Below are 20,113 nucleotides of genomic sequence, written 5' to 3'. Positions count from 1 at the left end.
GGTAAACGCTAATTGTTAAAAAAGTGATCAAGATTTGATTTTTAACTCATCGGAAACGATTTTGATTGCTTAATTATTCATCGCTACGTATTAATTGTTCAACAATCTATATTCAATAAGTTAACAATTCATACTATTGATAGAACAATGGCACGAAAATTGCCTCTACAAACGAGTCAGTATTAAAAAACTTGCACAACATCAAAATACAGATAACAACAAAAACTACAGAGGAGTATGCATATGGCAGCTCATGAAAATATCTCGACAGCAGAATATGTGAAGAAACGTCGTTCCTCGCTGATTGGCGCTATTTTCTTAATGGCAACATCGGCGATTGGCCCCGGATTTATCACCCAAACCGCGACATTTACCGTCACTTTAGGTGCCGCATTTGCGTTTGGTATTTTAGCCTCCATCGTGATTGATTTCGTGGTACAGCAAAATATTTGGCGAGTGGTTACACTCACGAAAATGCACTCATCGGATATCGCCAATGCAACCATTCCCGGAAGTGGCTATCTACTGGCTGTGTTGGTCATCTTTGGGGGATTGATATTTAATATCGGTAACATTGCCGGGGCAGGGTTAGGTTTGAATGCGTTGGTGGGGTTAGATCCCAAATGGGGCGGTTTACTCAGTGCGCTCTTAGCGATTTATATATTCTCGTCCCGCAAAGCCAGTAGCTTTATTGATAGATTAATCATTGCATTAGGCTTGGTCATGATTGGCTTAACCTTATTTGTGATGATTGCATCTAACCCACCAATTGGCGAAGCATTACGCCAAAGCGTACTGCCAGATACCGTTGATTTTGCGATGATCACCACGATTGTGGGCGGTACGGTCGGTGGCTATATCTGCTACGCAGGGGCGCATCGTTTACTGGATAAAGGCGAAGTTGGCGTCGAAAACATCAAAGCGGTTTCTAGCGCAGCGACCAAAGGGATCATCGTCGTCGGCGTAATGCGCTATGTCCTGTTTTTAGCCATCTTAGGTGTGGTTGCTAGTGGTGTGACAATTGATATTTCCGGTAAAGCGGCGAACCCTGCCTCTCAAGCCTTCCAAGCCGCAGCAGGTAACTTCGGTTTACGTATTTTCGGTTTAATTTTATGGGCGGCAGCACTGACTAGCGTTATCGGCGCAGCGTATACCTCCATGAGCTTTTTAAAAGCGTTTAAATCTTCCATTACGGAAAGACAACGTAATATTGCCACTATCCTGTTCATCGCTGTTTCATTGGCTGTTTACCTGTTAATGGGAACCGCGCCAGCAGCCTTATTGGTTTTCGCAGGTGGCTTTAACGGCTTGATTTTACCGATTGGCCTGACTCTGTTTGTCTATATCGGCTGGAAACGTGCAGATTTAATGGAAGGGTATCATTACCCACGTTGGTTACTGTGGTCGGGTGTCGTGACCTGCGCGTTAACCTGGTACATGGGCGCCATGTCCGTGAGTGCAATTTTCAACTACTTAAAATAAGCCGTTATCAAGGATTGAGGAACAATAATGAATAAGCAAATCGACCTAAATAGCGACCTTGGTGAAAGTTTTGGTCAATGGAAAATGGGCAATGATGAGGCAATGCTGAGCATTGTCAGTAGTGCCAACATTGCTTGTGGGTTTCATGCGGGTTCTCCCGATGGGATCCTCCAAACACTCATTGCCGCGCAAAAACAGGGTGTAACGGTGGGAGCACATGTGGGATACCCTGACTTAGTCGGATTTGGCCGTCGAAATATGGATATTGCGTCTAACGAATTAACCGCAGACGTGATTTATCAAATTGGCGCATTAAAGGGGCTTGCAACGGCGGCTGGCACCCAAGTGGAATATGTTAAGCCACACGGCGCACTATATAACACTATTGCCCATGACAAACGCCAAGCAATGGCCGTCATTGATGGGATTTTGAGGATTGATAACCGATTAACGCTGGTGGCATTGGCAGGATCTCCATTGATTGGTTGGGCAAAAGAGAGTGGTTTGACGGTGGTCGCAGAAGCCTTTGCGGATAGAGCTTACAACAGCGATGGTACGCTGGTGTCTCGCAAGCTAGCAGGCTCTGTCCTGCATGACCCAGAATTAGTGGCTAAGCGCATGTTACAGCTTGTGAATGAAGGCGGTGTGGTCGCTATTGATGGGAAATTCACTCCCATTGAAGCGGGTTCCATTTGTGTACATGGGGATAGTCCCGGTGCGTTAGAGATGGCGAAAAAAGTGCGTGAGCTCTTTGAGCTGCAAGGGATCGGTATCCGTGCATTTGCAGGAAAGAGAGGTCAAGCGTGAATGCATTAATGAAAGCCTCAAAAGAGGCAATTCAAGCTGCGAAAGCGGCGAGAGAAGCGATTCGCCATGGCTATGACAAACCAACAGCAGGGATGGCACCGGGAATGACCCAAGCCAATATGATTGCATTGCCGCGAGATTGGGCGTTTGACTTCCTACTTTATGCTCAACGTAATCCCAAAAGTTGCCCTGTTTTGGATGTGTGCGAATCAGGGAGTTGGCAAACCGTATTAGCCGAAGGCGCCGATCTGCGTACCGATATTCCTCGTTATCGCGTATGGGAACAGGGTAAATTGGTGGATGAAATTACGGATGCGACGGCCATTTATCAGCAACACCCTGACTTAGTCACTTTCTTGATTGGGTGCAGTTTTACCTTTGAAACACCGATGATAGAGGCGGGTATTGATGTTCGCCACATTACCGATGGTTCCAATGTACCGATGTATAAAACTAACCGATTATGTCGTCCTGCGGGGCGTTTAGAGGGCGAGCTAGTTGTATCCATGCGTCCGATCCCTGCTGACCGTGTTGCCGATGCCGTCATGATATCGGGGCGTTTTCCCGCGGTACATGGCTCTCCCGTACATGTTGGCGCACCAGAATTACTGGGGATCCAAGATATTATGCGCCCTGATTTTGGGGATGCAGTCCGTATTGAAGACGGTGAAATTCCCGTATTTTGGGCTTGTGGTGTGACCCCTCAAGCGGCGGTGATGAAGTCGGGTGTTCCTTTTGCGTTAAGTCATGCTCCGGGATATATGTTTATCACGGATGTTCCTGACGCCGCTTACCACGTATAGGGGGACTTATGCGTTTTTTACCTGTCAATTTAAGCGCGTTTATGGTTGAACTGCCGAGTCTTGAACAGACAATGGCACTGACAGACTCATTAACGCATCGCCCAATTAATGGCATTGAAGAGATAACCCCAGCGGCACGAACGGTATTAGTGCGTTATAACCCAGCAATTGAGCATGTTAATGCGATTGTGCAGCAAATTTCTCTGCGCAACATTGAAGGTAGTGAAGCTAAAACGGGAAAATTAGTGACCATTCCAGTCCTCTATACCGGGGAAGATCTACCGGAAGTGGCGGAGTATTTAGGGGCCTCTATCGAAGAGGTGATCCGCCGTCATACTGAAAGTGAATATCTGGTGGCATTTAGTGGTTTCGCGCCTGGATTTGGTTATATGGTATCGAAGCAAGCGCAATTACAGGTACCGCGCCGTCAATCCCCCCGCGTCCGAATTCCCGCAGGTTCAGTGGCATTAGCGGGGGAATTTAGTAGCGTGTATCCACAAGCCAGCCCCGGTGGTTGGCAACTGATAGGTCAGACTGATTTAGCTGTGTGGGATATTAATCGCCCAGAACCTGCGCTTTTACAAGCAGGTTATCGGGTGCAATTTGTTGACCAAAGCAAGAGTTCCGTGAGCTATAGTTTACCCAGCCGAACTAACATTAAACCTATCGATGAGAACCAAACTTATGATCTCACGGTGCTGGCGACAGGACTACAAACCTTATTTCAGGATAGAGGGCGTATAGGGCAATCAGCATTAGGGATCTCTGAATCAGGAGCGATGGACAAATCGGCGCTATACAGTGCAAATCGTTTGGTCGGTAACTGTACGCAATCAACTGTACTGGAAGTGACGCAAGGCGGCTTAAAAGTCCGCGCTAATCGGGATCTGTTGGTCGGTATTACAGGCGCCGAGTGCCCTATAACCATCACCACGGAAGACGGGCAAACATATACCTCAGCAACTTACCAACCTATTCACCTCGCAAAAGGGGATGTGGTGCAATTAGGACGCCCAACTAAAGGTGTACGTAGCTATTTTGCAGTACGCGGAGGCTTTTCTGTGGCACCGATTCTTGAAAGCTGCTCATTCGATACTTTAGCTCAGGTTGGTCCCGCACCATTAATGATTGGGCAATCTTTATCGATTCACCAGAAAATGAACCATCGCGCCATTTCACTCACTGAATCGCCCGCCTTTAACTACCCGACAGCAGATGACGTGGTGGTATTGGATGTGGTAATGGGGCCTAGAACCGATTGGTTTACTGAACAAGCTGCCGAATTACTGCGCCAGCAAGTTTGGCAGGTGACTGCCGCTTCAAACCGTATTGGGTTACGCCTTGCAGGTGAAGTGCCGCTAAGCCGTGAACTGTTGCAAGAACTACCAAGCGAAGGCACCTGTATTGGCGCTATCCAAGTCCCAGCTAATGGGCAGCCAGTCTTATTTTTAAATGACCACCCATTGACGGGGGGATATCCAGTGATCGGGGCGGTGTGTGACTATCATTTGGATCTTGCGGGGCAAATCCCCGTGAATGGCAAAATCCGCTTTAATCCATTACGTGAATTTTATCAACTTGAAGGGAGTCATGAAGCTTATGAATACCAATAATAAAAATACACAGCATAAGGTATTGATTGCCAACCGCGGTGAGATAGCCGTACGCATTATTCGTGCTTGCCGTGATTATGGTTTTGCGTCTGTGGCAGTGTATGCCGATAGTGATATTGACGCATTGCATGTCAACATGGCGGATGAAGCTTATGGGCTAGGTGGAAATACCCCAGCACAGAGCTACTTAAATATTGAAAAATTGATAGAAGTGGCGAAAAAATCCGGTGCAACCATGGTACATCCCGGCTACGGTTTTCTTTCTGAACGTGCTGAATTCGCGCGAGCAGTACAACAAGCAGGATTGATTTGGATTGGACCAAGCCCAGAAAGTATTGATATTTTGGGGGACAAAGTTCAAGCCCGCCATATTGCTTTGCAAGTGGGTGCGCCACTTGTTGTAGGAACCAAAGACCCGGTTGAAACCGCCCAAGAAGTGGTGCAGTTTGCCCATCAACATGGGCTGCCCATCGCAATTAAAGCCGCATTTGGCGGCGGTGGTCGCGGTTTAAAAGTGGCATGGCAGATGCACGAAGTCGAAGAGTTATACCACTCTGCGGTGCGTGAGGCGACAGCGGCATTCGGTCGTGGGGAATGTTTTATTGAGCAATTTTTGCATAACCCGCGCCATATTGAAGCGCAAGTCATCGCCGATACCCATGGTAACGTTGTTGTCGTGGGAACGCGGGATTGTTCATTGCAACGCCGAAATCAAAAGTTGGTGGAAGAGTCACCAGCACCATTTTTAACCCCTGAACTGGAGCAACAAATTATTCGCGCTTCCACGGATATTTGCCGTAAAGCCGGCTATGTGGGGGCGGGAACGGTTGAGTTCTTATTAAGCCAAGAAGGCACTTTATCCTTCTTAGAAGTGAACACCCGTTTGCAGGTTGAACACCCGGTCACAGAAGAAACAGCAGGAATTGACTTGGTGGTTGAGCAGCTACGTATTGCGGAAGGTTTGCCTTTGAGTATTCAAGAAACCCCTAAACCTCGTGGTCACGCTTTTGAATTTCGTATCAATGCGGAAGATGCAGGGAATGGCTTCTTACCAACTCCGGGAACCATTTTACGTTTTGATGCTCCATCAGGCCCAGGGGTCCGTGTTGATAGTGGCGTTGAAACAGGCAAAACCATTCCCGGTACCTTTGACTCGCTAATGGCAAAATTAATTGTGGTCGGGCAAACCCGTGAACAGGCGATTGTGCGTGCGCGCCGTGCATTAGCTGAATTTAAGATTGAAGGAGTTGCGTCCGTATTACCTTTCCATCGTGCGGTGATGGAACAAGCGGATTTTTGTGAAAACTTTAAAGTGCATACTCGCTGGATTGAAACAGAATTTAGCGTTGAAATTCCACCTGCGAAACGCCAGTTACCGCAAGCTGAACAAGCGTTAACACGTTCATTTATTGAAATTGACGGAAAACGTTGCGAGCTGGGTTTACCCGCGCAACTGTTTGCTGGAATGGCGCTAAACCCAACGCCAGTTACCTCAGCGCCTCAAGGGATGGAAAATAACCCTAACAGTGTGAATGCCCCCATTTCAGGCGTGCTATTCAACTGGTTAGTTCCTCAGGGCAATAAGGTGACTGAAGGGGAAATAATTGGTGTGATGGAGGCAATGAAAATGGAAGTTCAAGTCATAGCCCATCGTTCAGGGGAACTGAAATATACGGCTAAACAAGGGGATTTTATTAATGCAGATAATAAAATTGCGGAGATTATTTAACTGTAAATGGCTAATGGCTAATTAATAGGGGGTGGCGAACAGCCACCGCCTTACCCATTTAATTGTAACTCAACGTGATTTACGTTCCGGTAAGTTGCGTACGGGTAATGGTGGGTTAGGTGCGGGAATGACACTTTTTTCCTCTTTGGCTATTTCATCGCTATCACGATAAACTTCACCACATAAGAAAAATAAATTAGGGCGTTTTGCCTCTAAATAGGATTTTCGGCTCATGCATTGTTCTTGGGTAAAAATGGTTTCGGTCACGGGTAATGCATCACATGAATCGGTGCCACAAGGACTGACCCACAACGCCCAACCGATAAGTACCATATGTCCTGCCATTTATCTTGCCTTCCCACTCACTGCTAATGAAGTACACCCAAGATGTCAAATCAACACGCTCAATATATACGGGCGCTTACTTTGTCTATAAAGTGTTTTGTCTATAAAATGCTTAGTCTACAAAATAATAAGTTAAATTCTAACATTGGATTAAATAAATGTATGTATTCATACGATAGATAAATTTAAATTCACATTAAATAGCAAATAAGAAGGTGTAATAGTGCATTTATCATTATCAAAAAAAGAATATTTCTTTTGATGCAATAAAAACGTGATGCAATAAAAAACAGTAGGAAGTTACAGAGTGTTATCGCGATTATTTTAGGTCTAGCTCGCAAATAACAAAATTTTTATCTGCAAATTTGTGTTTTCAGATCTCCATCCTGTCAATTTGAACTGTTTTTATCTACGATGAACCTAATATCGCAATAATAATATAAATAGGTAACTTATGAATGCAGTGGAAGAAGTGCTTTCATTTTGGTTTGAAGAATCGACCCCAAAACAGTGGTTTGAAAAAAGCGAGAAATTTGACTTAACCATCGCAAAACGTTTTACTGCGCTCAGTGAACAAGCGGCAAAAGGGGAGCTGGCTTATTGGCGAGTCTCTATTCGCGGTCGTTTAGCGGAGATTATTATTCTTGACCAGTTTTCCCGTAATTTATGGCGTGATACACCAAAAGCATTCGCGCAAGATACGATGGCGTTAGTATTAGCGCAAGAAGCTATTAAGCAGCCGGATTATCATTTGCTTACGCTCTCTCAGCGCAAATTTATGTTGATGCCGTTTATGCATTCAGAATCAAGTTTTATCCACCTGCAAGCGGTAGAGCTATTTCGTATGTTAGGGGATGATAGTACGTTGGATTATGAAATGCGCCATAAGGCCATTATCGATAAGTTTGGGCGCTACCCGCACCGCAATGAGATCCTCGGCCGACCGTCAACTCGAGAAGAAATTGCTTTTTTACAGCAGCCTAACTCGTCATTCTAGTTCGTCTACATAAAAATGAGTTTGCTCAGGTGTCAGCAAACTCATTTTATTTTAAGGTTTATTAACGGAAAAGTTCAGCCGTCACAGGCTGTAGACCTAGCTGTTTTTGCACATCAGTCAAATAGGTTTGAGTGATTTTGGCAAGGGTCGGGTAAAACTCATGTTCAGTTAATGTTTGCTGGACTAACGTTAAGTAACGTTCCGCCCAAGGCAATAAATGTTGTTCGAGTAATTCCACAATGGCGTCGTCTTGACCTTGCTCTGCAAGTGCTGAAATTGCCATTAACATCAGACCAAATTGGTCTTCCGGTTCCCGTAATCCCGTATCGGTAACCAACCCATGGGACATTAAAAACTGGCGATAGGCGCTGGTGGAATCCCCCATAACGGTGTTGTCGTGCGACAGATACACCGAGCCCCACGGTGGCGCTGGCATTGCACCTTGACCTTCAAAAAGAATCGAAAAATCATAGGTAAGCGTGTCTGCTGGGTAATCACTTAATGCTTCACAATCGGCAATCAGCTGAGTGGATTCCTGCCAATCATACAGGGATGGGATTTCACGCAGTACAGGTTGCAGCGTTTGAAACGTGGGGGTTTCAGGAGAGTAGTAAAACATTCCCCCTAAAATACGAAAAAGTGTGGTATCGAGAGTTTGCATGATATTACCTATAAAGCCGCAATTAATTTAAAGCTTCAATTAACTTAAAACAAAGAGCCTGAATTCAGGCTCTTATATTATTATTTATCTTATACTGCTAACCATAATCTGCGGTTATAGCACCTTACATGGTGATTTGCCACAGGTTATAAAAGGCAATACGACCAGACAGTTCTGCGAGTAATACGGCAGCTGCACAGGTCAGTAATGGGATTTTTGGTGAACGCTGCTTGATAGCAAATCCAACGAATGCGGCTAAGGCAATCGCTAATACAATCACTTGGAAGCCCCAAAAGCCTGTCTGCTCTGTACTTAATACGGGTGCTGTTTCGCTTAAAAATGCTTGGTAGCTGGCACGGCTGGCAAAAATCGCAAAGGTACCGACTAAAAACGCTGTTAACCCTAAACCACGAGCGCCGATTGCCATCGCAAGTGCGCCACCGCCCACAAACAGGGTTGTCCACATTTGCAGCGTGGTAAATTGGGTATCCCAGTTAGCAATTGTCGCAATGTTATACACCTGCGGAATTGACCAAACGAACGCTAACCCTGAAATCACCGCCGCAATGTTAGACAACTCACGCAGAGCTGCTTGTTTAACAAAGTGGGTGAAAAACAGTGTAGCGGCAGCACAACCCACAAACACGCCACTTAAGAACGCTTCATTACTCATTGGTGAGCGACCCACGCCCAACAACATATTGAAGAAACGCAGTGGTTGGCCGACGTGCAGTGCGCCAATACCCAAGCCAATCATCACAATGATAAATCCGATAATATTGGCTGTTTTCAGCTGCTTATCGTCGATTGAACCCATTTTTTTCGCAATATAAGCTAACAGAAATAAACCCGCCGCGGATTGCCCTAAGACAGTAAAGAAAACCAGTGGTAACTCATGCATATTAGACCTCCGCAGGGTTTTTCAATTCGCCACTTTTATCACCCGATGGCTTAGCATCTTTGTGTGGCTTGATGACGATATTCGGGTTAGTCAGGCTTGGATCTGGCATTGGTGCAATGCCGCACTCCGTACCGTGTAACTCACGTAAAACGGTAATGTCATCGAAATCTAAAGCGCGCTGCGGGCAAGACTCTACACAAACCGGCTTCATTCCTTTTGCGACACGTTCATAACAGCCATCGCATTTGCTCATCAGTTTTTTCTTTTCGTCAAACTGTGGTGCACCATATGGGCAACGCAGTTCACAGTAACGACAACCTACACAGATAGACTGGTCAACAACCACTAAACCATCTTCACTGCGTTTGTGCATTGCGCCAGTTGGGCAACCTTCTACGCAAGTTGGGTTCGAACAGTGGTTACACGAAATAGACAGATAGTAGCTATAGACGTTTTGTTGCCAAATACCGTCTTGCTTCTGCCAACTACCGCCACCGAATTCATATACTCGGCGGAATTTAGGACCTAAGTCTAAATCTTTTTCGTCCTTACAACTGACCTGACAGGTTTTACAGCCAGTGCATTTTGTGGAGTCAAAATAAAAGCCATACTGTTTCATCAATTAACTCCTTAAGCGCGTTTGACTTCAACAAGGTTAGTATGTTGTGGTGTGCCTTTCGCCAGTGGAGAAGGGACATGGGAGGTTAGGGTGTTGATACAACCACCAACATCTAAACCTTCGGTATTCAATGTGCGCCATGCACCTTGAGGAACCGCAATCACACCGGGTAAGACGCGCTCAGTCACTTTGACTTTAATCTGAATACGCCCGCGATCATTGAAGATTTCAGCTAAGTCGCCGTTCTTCAAACCACGTTCTTGTGCATCAATTGGGTTTAACCAGAATTGATGAGGAATCGCCTCACGTAGCATAGCCACGTTGTAATAGGTTGAATGAACATGGCCCTTATCGTGGAAGCCTGTCATTAATAAAGAGTGTTTTTTCTGTGCAGCTTGTGCTTCAACACCTTCTTTATTCACACAATATTCAGGAATAGCCGGAATACGCTGACCTTCTGGAAGTTCCCAGTTTTTCACGCGCTCAGCCAGTTTTTCGGAGTAAATTTCAATTTTGCCGGATGGGGTTTTCAGTGGATTATTCACTGGGTCATCACGGAAGCTTTTCAGTGCCACGTTTTCAGCACTATTGAGGAACTTACGATCGATGATCCCCGCGCCATCGGTCTCACTAAATTCTGGCAAATGAGGCATTTTTTCACGGGTTTTGTTGTAGCAAAACTCAATCCATTCTGCGTAGGTGCGACCTTCAGTGAACTGATCTTTCACGCCCATTTTCTCTGCAATCTCGGCTAACACATCGTAGTTTGGACGGTTTTCCCACAGTGGTTCAATGGCATTTTGTAGACGTACCAGGTAGTGATAAGCTCCACTTGCATAGGAGTTATTGATCAGGTCGTTTGTTTCAACGGTGGTCACATCCGGCAGCAGTAAATCGGCATATTTTGCCGATGGGGTATCGTGGTTATCCCAAACAAGGATAAACTCACATTTTGATTCATCAGACAGAATTTCATGGGTTTTATTCAAATCACCATGCTGGTTTCCGATAACATTACTGGAATAACACCACATAAATTTGATGTCATTATTCAGCTTATCAACGCCTTTGATCCCGCCATTTTCTGCGGTTAACTCTTTACCGCGCACAATTGCTTCTGACCACATGTAGGTAGGGATCAACGCTTTCACTGGGTTTGGTAAGCCAAATCCAGCCACTGGATAGGCAAAACTGTTACCCCATAAACCAGTGTTAGTCCCTGAACGACCGATATTACCTGACATAATAGGCAGCATCATGATGGAGCGACATGCTTGCTCACCATTTTCGGTACGTTGTAAGCCCCAGCCTTGTGAGATCCAAGCACGTTGAGCGTTACCAATTTCACGGGCTAACTGAATGATACGTGAAACCGAAATACCCGTTAACTTGCTCGCCCACTCAGGGGTTTTAGCAATCCCATCAGGACCATTGCCCAAGATGTAATCTTTGTAAGAGGCATTACGTGGTGCTGAAGCTGGCAGGGTTGATTCATCCCAGCCCACACAATAATTTTTCAGGAATTCTTCATCGGTTAAGCCTTCTTGGATCATCACATAACCCAGAGCGGCCACTAATGCAGCGTCAGTGCCTGGATAGATAGGGATCCACTCAGCCCCTAACGTTGTTACGCTATCGGTACGGCGTGGGTCGATAATGATCACTTTTGCTTTGCTCTTATCGAGCGCATTGAGTGTTTCATAGAACTGACCACCGCCCGACATACGGGTTTCAGCCAAGTTATGACCGAACATCACGACGAGATCGGAGTTTTGGATTTCAGTTAAATAAGATTCTTCCACACTGCCATAAACATATGGCGTGATTTCCATTAACTGCGCGTAAGAATAAGTCCCGTAGTCACCTAAAAATCCACCCGTTAAACTTAAAAGACGCTTACAGGCAGCACGACCATGCAAGTTGGCCCCCGTTGAACCGGAACCATATTGGTAATAAATGGCATCGTTGCCGTATTTATCGATGGTGTATTTCAGTTTTTCAGCAATGATAGTGGTGGCTTCATCCCAGCTAATTTTTTTGAACTTACCTTCACCACGTTTACCCACACGTACCATAGGGTATTTTAAACGGTCTGGATTATAAGTTTTCCAGCGAACGGAACGACCACGTAGACAAGGGCGAATCTGATGCTCTCCCAGTGTTGAATCGTCATACATGGTTTCATTGGAAATACGGCTGATAACGCCATCTTTCACATGAACTTTAAGAGGGCAGCGGCTACCGCAGTTGACTAAACAAGCGCTGTAGCTGATTTTTTCGCTGACTTCATCGGGCATGATTGCTGGTGTTTTTGCTTGAGCAGCAAAAGGCAGAGTGATTGAACCTGCAACGGCGGCTGCACCCGCTACGGTTGCGGAGGTCTGAAGAAACTCCCTCCTGCTCAGTTCTGCGAAATGAGTATTTGTTTTATTTTTATGCATTGACATTGCCTATATGTAAATAACGTATTAGGTATGTTCAATATGTTAGGAAAAATACCCACTCACTAACATGATATGCATCAACAATATCTTTGATAAAACCAGGGCGGATATTTTTATTTATTTAATTTATAAGGAGTTTTCTTATCAGGGATATCCGTTTTGTTCTGTTTTTATTATCAATCGTTATATTAAAAATTATATAATGATGGGGTAGGATCGGTGGCTATAAGAGGGGTTTCCCCCTCTAGGTAGGTTGGTCATGTTCGCTAATCATTAAGTAGTATTTATAAGTTACCTATGATGAGTTATTGATTCGTTGAACGACCTAAGAATCGAACATCATTACCGGTAGGTGATTGATGTACGGATAAGTTGAACTGCGGCAAAATGGAAAAAATATGGTCAAAAATATCTGATTGGATACGTTCATATTCTAACCACACTGTCGTGTTGGTAAATGCGTAAATCTCAATTGGGATGCCGTTTGAGTCTGACTCCAGTTGACGAACCATTATGGTCATATTTTTATGGATCTGTGGGTGAGCACGCAGATACGCTTCAATATAGGCGCGAAATGTCCCGATATTTGTGAGGCGTCGCTGGTTGAGTGGCGTCGCTTTATCCTCTGGTAACGCAGAGTTGTAGACCTGAATTTCAGAGACTTTTTTCCCGATGTAAGGCTCTAATAAGTTGGCTTTTTCAAAGTTGCTCACTTCTTCAGGCTTTAAGAAATGAATACTATTGGCATCGATACGTAGGCTGCGCTTGATACGGCGCCCACCTGATTCAGTCATTCCTTTCCAGTTTTTAAATGAATCTGAAATCAGTGCATAAGTTGGAATGGTGGTGACAGTATTATCCCAATTTCGAACTTTAACTGTGGTCAACCCAATATCAATTACTGCGCCATCTGCACCGTATTTCGGCATTTCAAGCCAATCACCAATGTTGACCATGTTATTCGCAGAGAGCTGAATACCGGCGACTAAACCCATAATTGGATCTTTAAACACCAACATCATGACGGCTGTCATCGCACCTAAACCACTGAGGATAATCAATGGAGATTTACCAATCAGTAGCGCGATGATCATAATTGAAATCAAAACAGTGGCGATAAGCTTAATACTTTGGAAAATACCACGGAGCGGGAGATGTGCCGTTTTTGCCGCACGTTGTAATACGCCCAGCGTGATATCTAAAATGGAATAAATAGTCAGCAAGCCAAACAGTAAGCACCATGCTTGAGAGGCTACATTCAGTACCATTTGTGGTGTTGAACCAGAAGATAGCCATAAGGTGGATTGAATATTGACAACAACACCTTGAATAATAAAGGCAATTCGATTGAAAAGATTATATTGCGTGAGTTGATGTTGCCAACCGGACCCCGCTTTTAATCCTCTTCTTTCAATGGTGGGAAGCAATATTTTGTGCAGAAAAAGATGCAAAATTAGGGCGACAATCAGTATCAGCCCAAGAACCATTAAGAGAGAGGCGAGGGTGGCATAGTCTTGATTAAACTGGCGAGCCCAGTCGAGCAGTTGCTGCTGCATAAATTCTCCTTTATTGCGTTATCCATAAATGACGACCCAGTATAAGCAAATAGGATTTAAGTTTGTGAAATATACTGAATATTTACATAAGATTACGGAAAATGGCGGTTAGTCTGATTGATGCTCTATAATTTGAGGAATACTCTCAGACGATCATGTTTATGAGGAAATACGGATGAAAAAGCCTACGAAAAATAGCAGTCTACCACTGGTTCTTCTTTTAGCATTCATGGGGACATCACCATTTGCGTTTTCTGACCCAAATGGTAACAACGGGCATGGAAACGGCAATAAACATAATAATAAAGAATTTAAAGGCAACAACAGCCATAAGAATAAAGATGATGATCATTATAAAGTGAAGCAATGGAACAATGATAATTCGGGTATTCAAGGAACGTTGCGTATTTCACCTAATATTAGTTTTAGTGTGAATTTTGGGAATGTTCGACCTTTAGCCATTGAGTATGGCCTTACGGGCTACAAAGGGTTACCGCCGGGCATCGCAAAACAAGTGAGAAGAGGCAAGCCGTTACCACCAGGGATTGCAAAAAAAGTGCTACCAGCAAAATTTATTCATCAATTGCCAGTCTATGAGGGCTATGAATGGAAAATGAGTGGGAGAGATCTTATTTTGGTGGCGATTGGAACGGCAGTGGTCGCTGAAATTATTGAGAACGTATTTGAATAAAAAAACGGCCTTAAAAAAGGCCGTTAGCAAAAATTTGCAAATACTTGAATGAGGTAAATGAAAGGTTTGATTGACTATGGTTTAAAACAAATTACATAAAACGCTTGGACAGTAATTCAACAACTTCTTGCAGGTTAACGAAAAATTCTTTGATGCTTTTCATGTTCGCTCCGAATGTTAATGTGTGATCTTGATCACGTAGGAGCATTCTAGTTTTTTATTGATCAAAGTCAATAATCAACTAAAAGATATTTTAAAGATTAAACTAATTTTTGGGGTGAGACTTGTAAATTATTGTTTACAACATACTCATCATGACGGTTATTTGCCTTGCATAAACGTCTTACTGGATGAAATCGTGGCTAGGCCTGCCAGTGCCTGCATGCTTTGTTCGTGTAGTTCAATGGTTGCAGCGGCACACACATCTTCGAGGACATGACAAAAATAGCCTAAATCATGGGCTTGTCTCACGCTACTTTGGATTGCCATCAGCGAACTTACTCCGCCAAAATAGAGCTGGGTAATATCATTATCATTAAGCCATTGATGGAGCTTATTGCCTGCAAATGCAGAAACACCTTTCTTAATGATCACTCTGTCTTGCATATGAACTTCCAAATCTTCCACCCAATGGCAGCCATAGCCGCTTAATTTTAATGCGCCTTTCTGTTTGGCTTGTGAAAAAAACGGGGAGCCCGCGGGGATATCTTGATAATTATCGTTAAAGCCAACTTTGACCCAAATAACAGGAATACGCTGATTTCTTGCGTAATTAGCGGCTTGATTCGCCTTTTCAATAATATTGCGGGAATTGACTTGGGAATAACTGCTATTGGATAAACCATTTTTACCCACAATATCGTTAATAAGATCAATGATGATTAGCGCCTGTGACATTATTGCCCCTTTTTATGGCTAAGTAATTTAATTGGCATTAAGTCATTTAATGACAATTAAGTAATTTAACGTAAGAGAGAATTGTAATGTTTATTGAGCGCTAGGGATGTTAACTGAATACCATTATTTTAAATAATGGTATTATTCTCGATAATTTTCTTAATTAAGGTAAATCAATAATAAATCCAATACCTTTATTTTCTAATCCATCAGTGACTTTTAATGTTGCACCTATTTTTGATGCCAGATTATGGGCAATAGATAACCCTAAGCCGCTCCCTGCTTCTAATGTTCCGGGGACTCGGTAAAAGCGAGAAAATAGATGTACACGACTATCTTCTGGAATACCTCGCCCATTATCTTGAATTGTAATGGTGGCACCAAAAGGTGTGAGATCTGTCAGTGTCACTTTTATTTTGGCTTTTTCTGGTGAATATTTAATCGCATTTTCGATTAAATTAGTGAACACATTACTCAGCGCCAGCTTATCTGTTTCGACATAAAAGGAATCTGGGCTAGATAATTCCACATCAATATTTTTATTGAGTGCATAAGGAATATGGGATGAAATGAGATTACCGATTAACATCGGTAAATCAATTTGCTCTTTACGAATAGCAAAATCTTCTGCTTCCAAACGTGCGAGATCAATTAATTGATGAGATAATGAGGCGGCTCGCGTTAATGTCTCTTTCATATCATTAATAATCTCGGCTTTTTCTTTTGGATTATCGATATGCATTAACAAATGTAATTGTGCGGTCACCGCTGCAATCGGAGTCCGCAATTCATGAGCCGCATCCGCCATAAAACGTTTTTCGCGTAAATTTGTGGCATCTACTCGCGCCATTAATTGGTTAATTGCAGAAATAATGGGACGAGTTTCTTTATACATATCTTTGGTATCAATCGGCGTTAAATTTCCCGGTTGACGCGATGAAATAATTTTAGCAACTTGCTTAATTGGACGAATACTAAAATAGGCCGTGATCAAAATAGCGATTAACATTATGCCCAAAATAAAGGCGAGAGGAATAGCAGTGCCTTCGGCTGGATTACCGATTAACTTTCGTCGCTCAAGATACGATTCTGCAATCACAACTTCGAGGGTATGGGCATCATCCCATGCAGAAGTGAAATGCCAATCTTTATATTGGGCAGTAAGCTTCTCGACAGATTTTAGTGATGGGTCCGAAATTTTTTCACTATTGCGATATAATACATGTCCCCGATTATCCCGCACAACCATATAAGGTTTATAGCTAGTTTCGATGCCGTTTTCCATGACATCGGTGTACATTTTTTGCAGGATAACCGCGAGTTTATCAAAATATTCTGGGGTGCCTGAAACGGTCCCTAGCGTACGAGCAATACCCTGTGTGACGATTTGCTGCTGTTGGTTAAATTCATCATCATCGACCAGATCAGGGAGATAAAAAAATTGCAGCCAACCCATTAGCAGCAGCCATAAAAAGATAACTGCGCCAATCTGAATACCAAATGTGTAGACAAGAAAGGATTTAATCTTCACTAGATTGTGCTTCTTTTTTTAGTAAATAACCGATGCCACGGATAGTAATAATTCTGTCTTTACCAATTTTGCGGCGTAAATTATGAATGTGAACTTCGAGAGAGTTACTTTCCACATCATCCAAGCCAAATAAACGTTGTTCTAAATCTGTTTTTCGCACGACATTGTCTGCATTTTTAATTAATTCATATAGCAATAGATATTCTTTACCAGAGAGTAATAATAATTGACCATCCAAGGTAACTTGATGGTTTAACGGATTTAATTGCAGATTATCCAATTGCCAGATTTCAGATGAAAACCCAGCTATACGGCGGCTAATAGCTTTTACGCGAGAAATCAACTCTGGCATTTCAAAGGGTTTTGTTAAAAAGTCATCGGCACCAGAATCTAAACTCGTCACTAAATTATCCATTTTATTGCGAGCGGTAAGAATAATAATCGGTATCGATTCTCCAGATTGGCGCCATGAAATTAATTCCTCTTGACCATCTCCATCAGGTAATCCCAAGTCTAATAGCATGACATCAAAGTTGCGTGTTTGTAATTGCTGCTTAGCATCAGATAATAATCTGACCCAGCAAGGATTAAATCCGGCTAATTCCAGTCCACGACATAACGCTTTGCCGAGATGAAGATCATCTTCTACCAATAAAATATTCATATTTATTACCTCTGTTGCGGAGTATAAGCAGACTCTGCTCACCCAGCAACTAAGATATTTATCCCCTTAAGCATCCCTTAAGATTGATTTAACCAAATATTAAGGTACTAAAATGTAAAAGCACTAATATACAGTCAACAACTATAACAAGAGGATTCATCATGAAACGAGCGTATATTGAAGTGCCTCTATTTATCGGGATTATTTTTATCGCCATGGTATTTATGGGAGAGAGTTCCAATAAGCCACAATTGGCGTTGAATCATACGAAATTAAATGAAGTTCCGCGATGCACTGATGCGAAAACTTGCTTAGTAGAGACTCGGGTACTTGAAGTGAGTAAAACGAAACGTAATCCAGTGAATGAGTTTAAATCGTATCTTCGTCAGAAACTTTATTAACATTCTTTCGACAATGGCGGAAGAGTGAATTGTGGTGCTATTGGTTTTTATAGGCAGAAGTGTATAAGCGATAGACAGGAACACATTGAAAGCGATTTAAATTTAAAGCATAACAAATAATTAAGAAATGGAAGATGGATATTACCCTTCCATTTCTCTGCTAATCATCTAATCATCGGTATTTGTTTCAGGTAGCCAGCCGTCATCCATCCAAATTTCTTCTAAGATTTCTTCAATGCGCAATTTATCATCCGCAATCTTCGTTCCTGAAATATTAATTGCCTGCTGAGAGCTAAAGCCCACTCGAGTGACCATATCAGGGTACTGTGGCTGTAGCTTGCGTAAAATCTCAGATTCTAAAGCTTGTAAAACCAAGCTATTTGGTTTTTGCGGTGAATTCTTATCAAATAACACTTCGATGCGTAACATAATAGCCTCTACTAAAGACTGTATTAATATACAGTATTTTTAGATCTATATGGGGATATTGTCAATATCCCGCAACGAATATTTTTTTATTGTGATAGCAGGCTAATTCTTTTTATTTCGGCAAGTTATTCCTATAAAGGCTGTTTATCCTTTAAAAAAAGCTGGCGGAAATATTAATGCACAACCCTAAAATTGCCATATTAAAGACAAAAGAAATAACGGACTGGAGCAATACTGCACGACGCATAGAGGGTGAGGCAACTTCCACATCTGCCGTTTGTGAGGCAACGGCAATGGTGAATGAAAAATACATAAAATCCGAATAGCTCGGTTGGATGATTTTATCGGGAAAAATTAGCCACGGTTTTTCATTTTCACTATTGCCGTAATAGAGATGAGCGTAGTGCATGGTAAAGCCCATTGGTAAGAGTAGCCAAGAGGATATCAATGTAGAGGCAGTTAAAATATAGGAATAAATTTTATCGGCTTTCAGAATATCACTGTGTCCACCTAAGGCAAAAAATAGCGCTAATAAACTGACGCAGCAGCCCGACATCAAGAAAAATATTACCATGCTTGCACTTTCATCTTCGATTTTCGTCAGCTTACGAATGTCTTTCACATTGTGGCTAATAATTCTCTGGAGCAGAAATAGCAAATAACACCACGCAAATGCGTTCCAACTGATAATTAAGTTAATAATCAGACTTTGTGTTTGAAATAAAGCGAAGAAAGTGATGAAAGCAACAATAAGCGAGACCAAAAAGCGTGGTCGAGAATGAAATGCATGACGTAGTTGGTGAGCGATGCGAGCAGCATTGCGAAGCATGGGGTATTCCTTGAATTTAATAATCGGGTGTTTTTCCTAAAGTAAATTGAGTATATCACTGGTAAAAAGGATGCACTAATCACTGCGTTTCAAGGAATGAAATGAAACAGTTCTATTTATGCTTGCTGTTGTGTTTTTCTGCGCCGTTATATGCAAATGAACTGTGTGAAAAGGACGCAGACTTTTCTATCGCTGATGCAGGTTTTCACTTTAGTACCATGATCGTTAAGGATAAAGCGTATTTTTATTCTGCACCGGATGACACATGTTTAGTCGAGGATGTTTTCGTGATTGCTGGCGATCAAGTGTCTGGACAAATGGAAGTAGAAGGGGAGTTTCTTCTCGTCAATTACTATACGGTATCCGGTGATATTGTCAGGGGGTGGCTGAGTAAAGAGAAACTATGGCAACTGCATCACGGTGACAGTTACCGTAACGATGTGAATCCTTCTGAATTAGACTTAGCAACCCGAGTGATTTCATTATGGTTGAGTACGGAAGATCGATGCCTGTTTTATGAGGGGATTAATAATGCAGATTTTATGAGGCTGCTAGTGCGTGAAGATCACCAGTCTGTAGGGTGTCGCGGTGCTGCAGATCCCATGACCACCCCAGTTATTGCGTATTTTGATATCGACAAAATCACGGGAGAAGTTGATTTTGATGGCATAAGTAGCGATCGGTAAGAAAGGGAATATTTGCAAGAAATATCGG

Annotated in this window: 20 protein-coding genes; 9 read left to right on the top strand and 11 right to left on the bottom strand. The window is 42.9% G+C overall.

The window, feature by feature from the left end:
• The first annotated feature begins 243 nt into the window (after positions 1–243).
• Genes LDO51_RS18125 through LDO51_RS18105 form a run of 5 tightly spaced genes read left to right on the top strand, consistent with a single transcriptional unit; the run spans position 244 to position 6,434 of the window.
• On the top strand, positions 244–1,482 hold the full coding sequence (locus tag LDO51_RS18125) for an NRAMP family divalent metal transporter (protein WP_132495390.1): 1,239 nt from the start codon (positions 244–246) through the stop codon (positions 1,480–1,482).
• 27 nt (positions 1,483–1,509) lie between these two features.
• Positions 1,510–2,289 carry a LamB/YcsF family protein gene (locus tag LDO51_RS18120; protein ID WP_225575673.1) on the top strand — a complete coding sequence of 260 codons (780 nt, stop codon included), beginning with the start codon at positions 1,510–1,512 and terminating at the stop codon, positions 2,287–2,289.
• Positions 2,286–3,092, top strand: a complete 807-nt coding sequence (locus LDO51_RS18115; RefSeq protein ID WP_225575672.1) for a putative hydro-lyase — start codon at positions 2,286–2,288, stop codon at positions 3,090–3,092. The genes LDO51_RS18120 and LDO51_RS18115 overlap by 4 nt, the downstream gene beginning before the upstream one ends.
• Positions 3,093–3,100: 8 nt before the next feature.
• Complete coding sequence (locus tag LDO51_RS18110) at positions 3,101–4,705, top strand: urea amidolyase family protein (RefSeq protein WP_225575671.1); 1,605 nt, start codon at positions 3,101–3,103, stop codon at positions 4,703–4,705.
• Complete coding sequence (locus tag LDO51_RS18105) at positions 4,692–6,434, top strand: acetyl/propionyl/methylcrotonyl-CoA carboxylase subunit alpha (protein WP_225575670.1); 1,743 nt, start codon at positions 4,692–4,694, stop codon at positions 6,432–6,434. The genes LDO51_RS18110 and LDO51_RS18105 overlap by 14 nt, the downstream gene beginning before the upstream one ends.
• A gap of 69 nt (positions 6,435–6,503) precedes the next feature.
• Here the strand turns inward: LDO51_RS18105 and LDO51_RS18100 are convergent, their stop codons facing one another.
• Positions 6,504–6,779: a hypothetical protein gene (locus tag LDO51_RS18100; protein ID WP_225575669.1), complete on the bottom strand. Its 276-nt coding sequence runs from the start codon at positions 6,777–6,779 to the stop codon at positions 6,504–6,506.
• A gap of 454 nt (positions 6,780–7,233) precedes the next feature.
• On the opposite strand from LDO51_RS18100, the gene LDO51_RS18095 reads away from it, so the two are divergent.
• Complete coding sequence (locus LDO51_RS18095) at positions 7,234–7,776, top strand: DUF924 family protein (protein ID WP_225575668.1); 543 nt, start codon at positions 7,234–7,236, stop codon at positions 7,774–7,776.
• 61 nt (positions 7,777–7,837) lie between these two features.
• On the opposite strand, the gene LDO51_RS18090 is transcribed toward LDO51_RS18095, so the two are convergent.
• The 5 genes from LDO51_RS18090 to LDO51_RS18070 form a co-directional block, all read right to left on the bottom strand.
• Positions 7,838–8,437, bottom strand: coding sequence for a TorD/DmsD family molecular chaperone (locus LDO51_RS18090; protein WP_225575667.1), 600 nt, complete (start codon positions 8,435–8,437; stop codon positions 7,838–7,840).
• Between the two features lie 124 nt (positions 8,438–8,561).
• Positions 8,562–9,338, bottom strand: coding sequence for a dimethyl sulfoxide reductase anchor subunit family protein (locus tag LDO51_RS18085; protein WP_225575666.1), 777 nt, complete (start codon positions 9,336–9,338; stop codon positions 8,562–8,564).
• 1 nt (position 9,339) lies between these two features.
• Positions 9,340–9,957, bottom strand: coding sequence for a DMSO/selenate family reductase complex B subunit (locus tag LDO51_RS18080; protein ID WP_036952921.1), 618 nt, complete (start codon positions 9,955–9,957; stop codon positions 9,340–9,342).
• An 11-nt stretch (positions 9,958–9,968) separates the two neighbouring features.
• Complete coding sequence (locus tag LDO51_RS18075; protein ID WP_225575665.1) at positions 9,969–12,398, bottom strand: DMSO/selenate family reductase complex A subunit; 2,430 nt, start codon at positions 12,396–12,398, stop codon at positions 9,969–9,971.
• 308 nt (positions 12,399–12,706) lie between these two features.
• Positions 12,707–13,957 carry a mechanosensitive ion channel family protein gene (locus LDO51_RS18070; protein WP_225575664.1) on the bottom strand — a complete coding sequence of 417 codons (1,251 nt, stop codon included), beginning with the start codon at positions 13,955–13,957 and terminating at the stop codon, positions 12,707–12,709.
• Between the two features lie 175 nt (positions 13,958–14,132).
• Between LDO51_RS18070 and LDO51_RS18065 the strand changes: the two genes are divergently transcribed.
• Entirely contained in the window at positions 14,133–14,648 is a 516-nt protein-coding gene (locus tag LDO51_RS18065) for an anti-virulence regulator CigR family protein (protein ID WP_225575663.1), read from the top strand.
• Between the two features lie 321 nt (positions 14,649–14,969).
• On the opposite strand, the gene LDO51_RS18060 is transcribed toward LDO51_RS18065, so the two are convergent.
• From LDO51_RS18060 to LDO51_RS18050, 3 genes are all read right to left on the bottom strand, one after another.
• Positions 14,970–15,545 carry a cysteine hydrolase family protein gene (locus tag LDO51_RS18060; RefSeq protein WP_225575662.1) on the bottom strand — a complete coding sequence of 192 codons (576 nt, stop codon included), beginning with the start codon at positions 15,543–15,545 and terminating at the stop codon, positions 14,970–14,972.
• Positions 15,546–15,708: 163 nt separating this feature from the next.
• The gene (locus tag LDO51_RS18055; RefSeq protein WP_225575661.1) at positions 15,709–17,076 is read right to left on the bottom strand and encodes a sensor histidine kinase; all 1,368 of its coding nucleotides are present in this window, start codon (positions 17,074–17,076) and stop codon (positions 15,709–15,711) included.
• The gene (locus LDO51_RS18050; RefSeq protein ID WP_225575660.1) at positions 17,066–17,740 is read right to left on the bottom strand and encodes a response regulator; all 675 of its coding nucleotides are present in this window, start codon (positions 17,738–17,740) and stop codon (positions 17,066–17,068) included. The genes LDO51_RS18055 and LDO51_RS18050 overlap by 11 nt, the downstream gene beginning before the upstream one ends.
• A gap of 161 nt (positions 17,741–17,901) precedes the next feature.
• On the opposite strand from LDO51_RS18050, the gene LDO51_RS18045 reads away from it, so the two are divergent.
• Entirely contained in the window at positions 17,902–18,141 is a 240-nt protein-coding gene (locus tag LDO51_RS18045) for a hypothetical protein (RefSeq protein ID WP_225575659.1), read from the top strand.
• A 168-nt stretch (positions 18,142–18,309) separates the two neighbouring features.
• Here the strand turns inward: LDO51_RS18045 and LDO51_RS18040 are convergent, their stop codons facing one another.
• Together LDO51_RS18040 and LDO51_RS18035 are read right to left on the bottom strand one after the other, a co-directional pair.
• Positions 18,310–18,570: a DinI-like family protein gene (locus tag LDO51_RS18040; protein WP_225575658.1), complete on the bottom strand. Its 261-nt coding sequence runs from the start codon at positions 18,568–18,570 to the stop codon at positions 18,310–18,312.
• Between the two features lie 151 nt (positions 18,571–18,721).
• Positions 18,722–19,399 (bottom strand): DUF1345 domain-containing protein, encoded by a 678-nt coding sequence (locus tag LDO51_RS18035; protein ID WP_225575657.1) that lies wholly within the window; start codon positions 19,397–19,399, stop codon positions 18,722–18,724.
• A gap of 101 nt (positions 19,400–19,500) precedes the next feature.
• Between LDO51_RS18035 and LDO51_RS18030 the strand changes: the two genes are divergently transcribed.
• Positions 19,501–20,085, top strand: a complete 585-nt coding sequence (locus LDO51_RS18030) for a hypothetical protein (RefSeq protein ID WP_225575656.1) — start codon at positions 19,501–19,503, stop codon at positions 20,083–20,085.
• The last annotated feature ends 28 nt before the right edge of the window (positions 20,086–20,113 follow it).

This window comes from Providencia alcalifaciens (assembly GCF_020271745.1).
GTDB lineage: Bacteria > Pseudomonadota > Gammaproteobacteria > Enterobacterales > Enterobacteriaceae > Providencia > Providencia alcalifaciens_B.
The sequence above is the reverse complement of the archived record's forward strand: the minus strand, read 5'-3'. Positions and strand labels throughout refer to the sequence as shown.

Coding starts and splice junctions, on each gene's coding strand:
- LDO51_RS18125 (WP_132495390.1), top strand. CDS start 244: ATGGCAGCTCATGAAAATATCTCGACAGCAGAATATGTGAAGAAACGT.
- LDO51_RS18120 (WP_225575673.1), top strand. CDS start 1,510: ATGAATAAGCAAATCGACCTAAATAGCGACCTTGGTGAAAGTTTTGGT.
- LDO51_RS18110 (WP_225575671.1), top strand. CDS start 3,101: ATGCGTTTTTTACCTGTCAATTTAAGCGCGTTTATGGTTGAACTGCCG.
- LDO51_RS18105 (WP_225575670.1), top strand. CDS start 4,692: ATGAATACCAATAATAAAAATACACAGCATAAGGTATTGATTGCCAAC.
- LDO51_RS18100 (WP_225575669.1), bottom strand. CDS start 6,779: ATGGCAGGACATATGGTACTTATCGGTTGGGCGTTGTGGGTCAGTCCT.
- LDO51_RS18095 (WP_225575668.1), top strand. CDS start 7,234: ATGAATGCAGTGGAAGAAGTGCTTTCATTTTGGTTTGAAGAATCGACC.
- LDO51_RS18090 (WP_225575667.1), bottom strand. CDS start 8,437: ATGCAAACTCTCGATACCACACTTTTTCGTATTTTAGGGGGAATGTTT.
- LDO51_RS18085 (WP_225575666.1), bottom strand. CDS start 9,338: ATGCATGAGTTACCACTGGTTTTCTTTACTGTCTTAGGGCAATCCGCG.
- LDO51_RS18080 (WP_036952921.1), bottom strand. CDS start 9,957: ATGAAACAGTATGGCTTTTATTTTGACTCCACAAAATGCACTGGCTGT.
- LDO51_RS18075 (WP_225575665.1), bottom strand. CDS start 12,398: ATGCATAAAAATAAAACAAATACTCATTTCGCAGAACTGAGCAGGAGG.
- LDO51_RS18070 (WP_225575664.1), bottom strand. CDS start 13,957: ATGCAGCAGCAACTGCTCGACTGGGCTCGCCAGTTTAATCAAGACTAT.
- LDO51_RS18065 (WP_225575663.1), top strand. CDS start 14,133: ATGAAAAAGCCTACGAAAAATAGCAGTCTACCACTGGTTCTTCTTTTA.
- LDO51_RS18060 (WP_225575662.1), bottom strand. CDS start 15,545: ATGTCACAGGCGCTAATCATCATTGATCTTATTAACGATATTGTGGGT.
- LDO51_RS18050 (WP_225575660.1), bottom strand. CDS start 17,740: ATGAATATTTTATTGGTAGAAGATGATCTTCATCTCGGCAAAGCGTTA.
- LDO51_RS18045 (WP_225575659.1), top strand. CDS start 17,902: ATGAAACGAGCGTATATTGAAGTGCCTCTATTTATCGGGATTATTTTT.
- LDO51_RS18040 (WP_225575658.1), bottom strand. CDS start 18,570: ATGTTACGCATCGAAGTGTTATTTGATAAGAATTCACCGCAAAAACCA.
- LDO51_RS18035 (WP_225575657.1), bottom strand. CDS start 19,399: ATGCTTCGCAATGCTGCTCGCATCGCTCACCAACTACGTCATGCATTT.
- LDO51_RS18030 (WP_225575656.1), top strand. CDS start 19,501: ATGAAACAGTTCTATTTATGCTTGCTGTTGTGTTTTTCTGCGCCGTTA.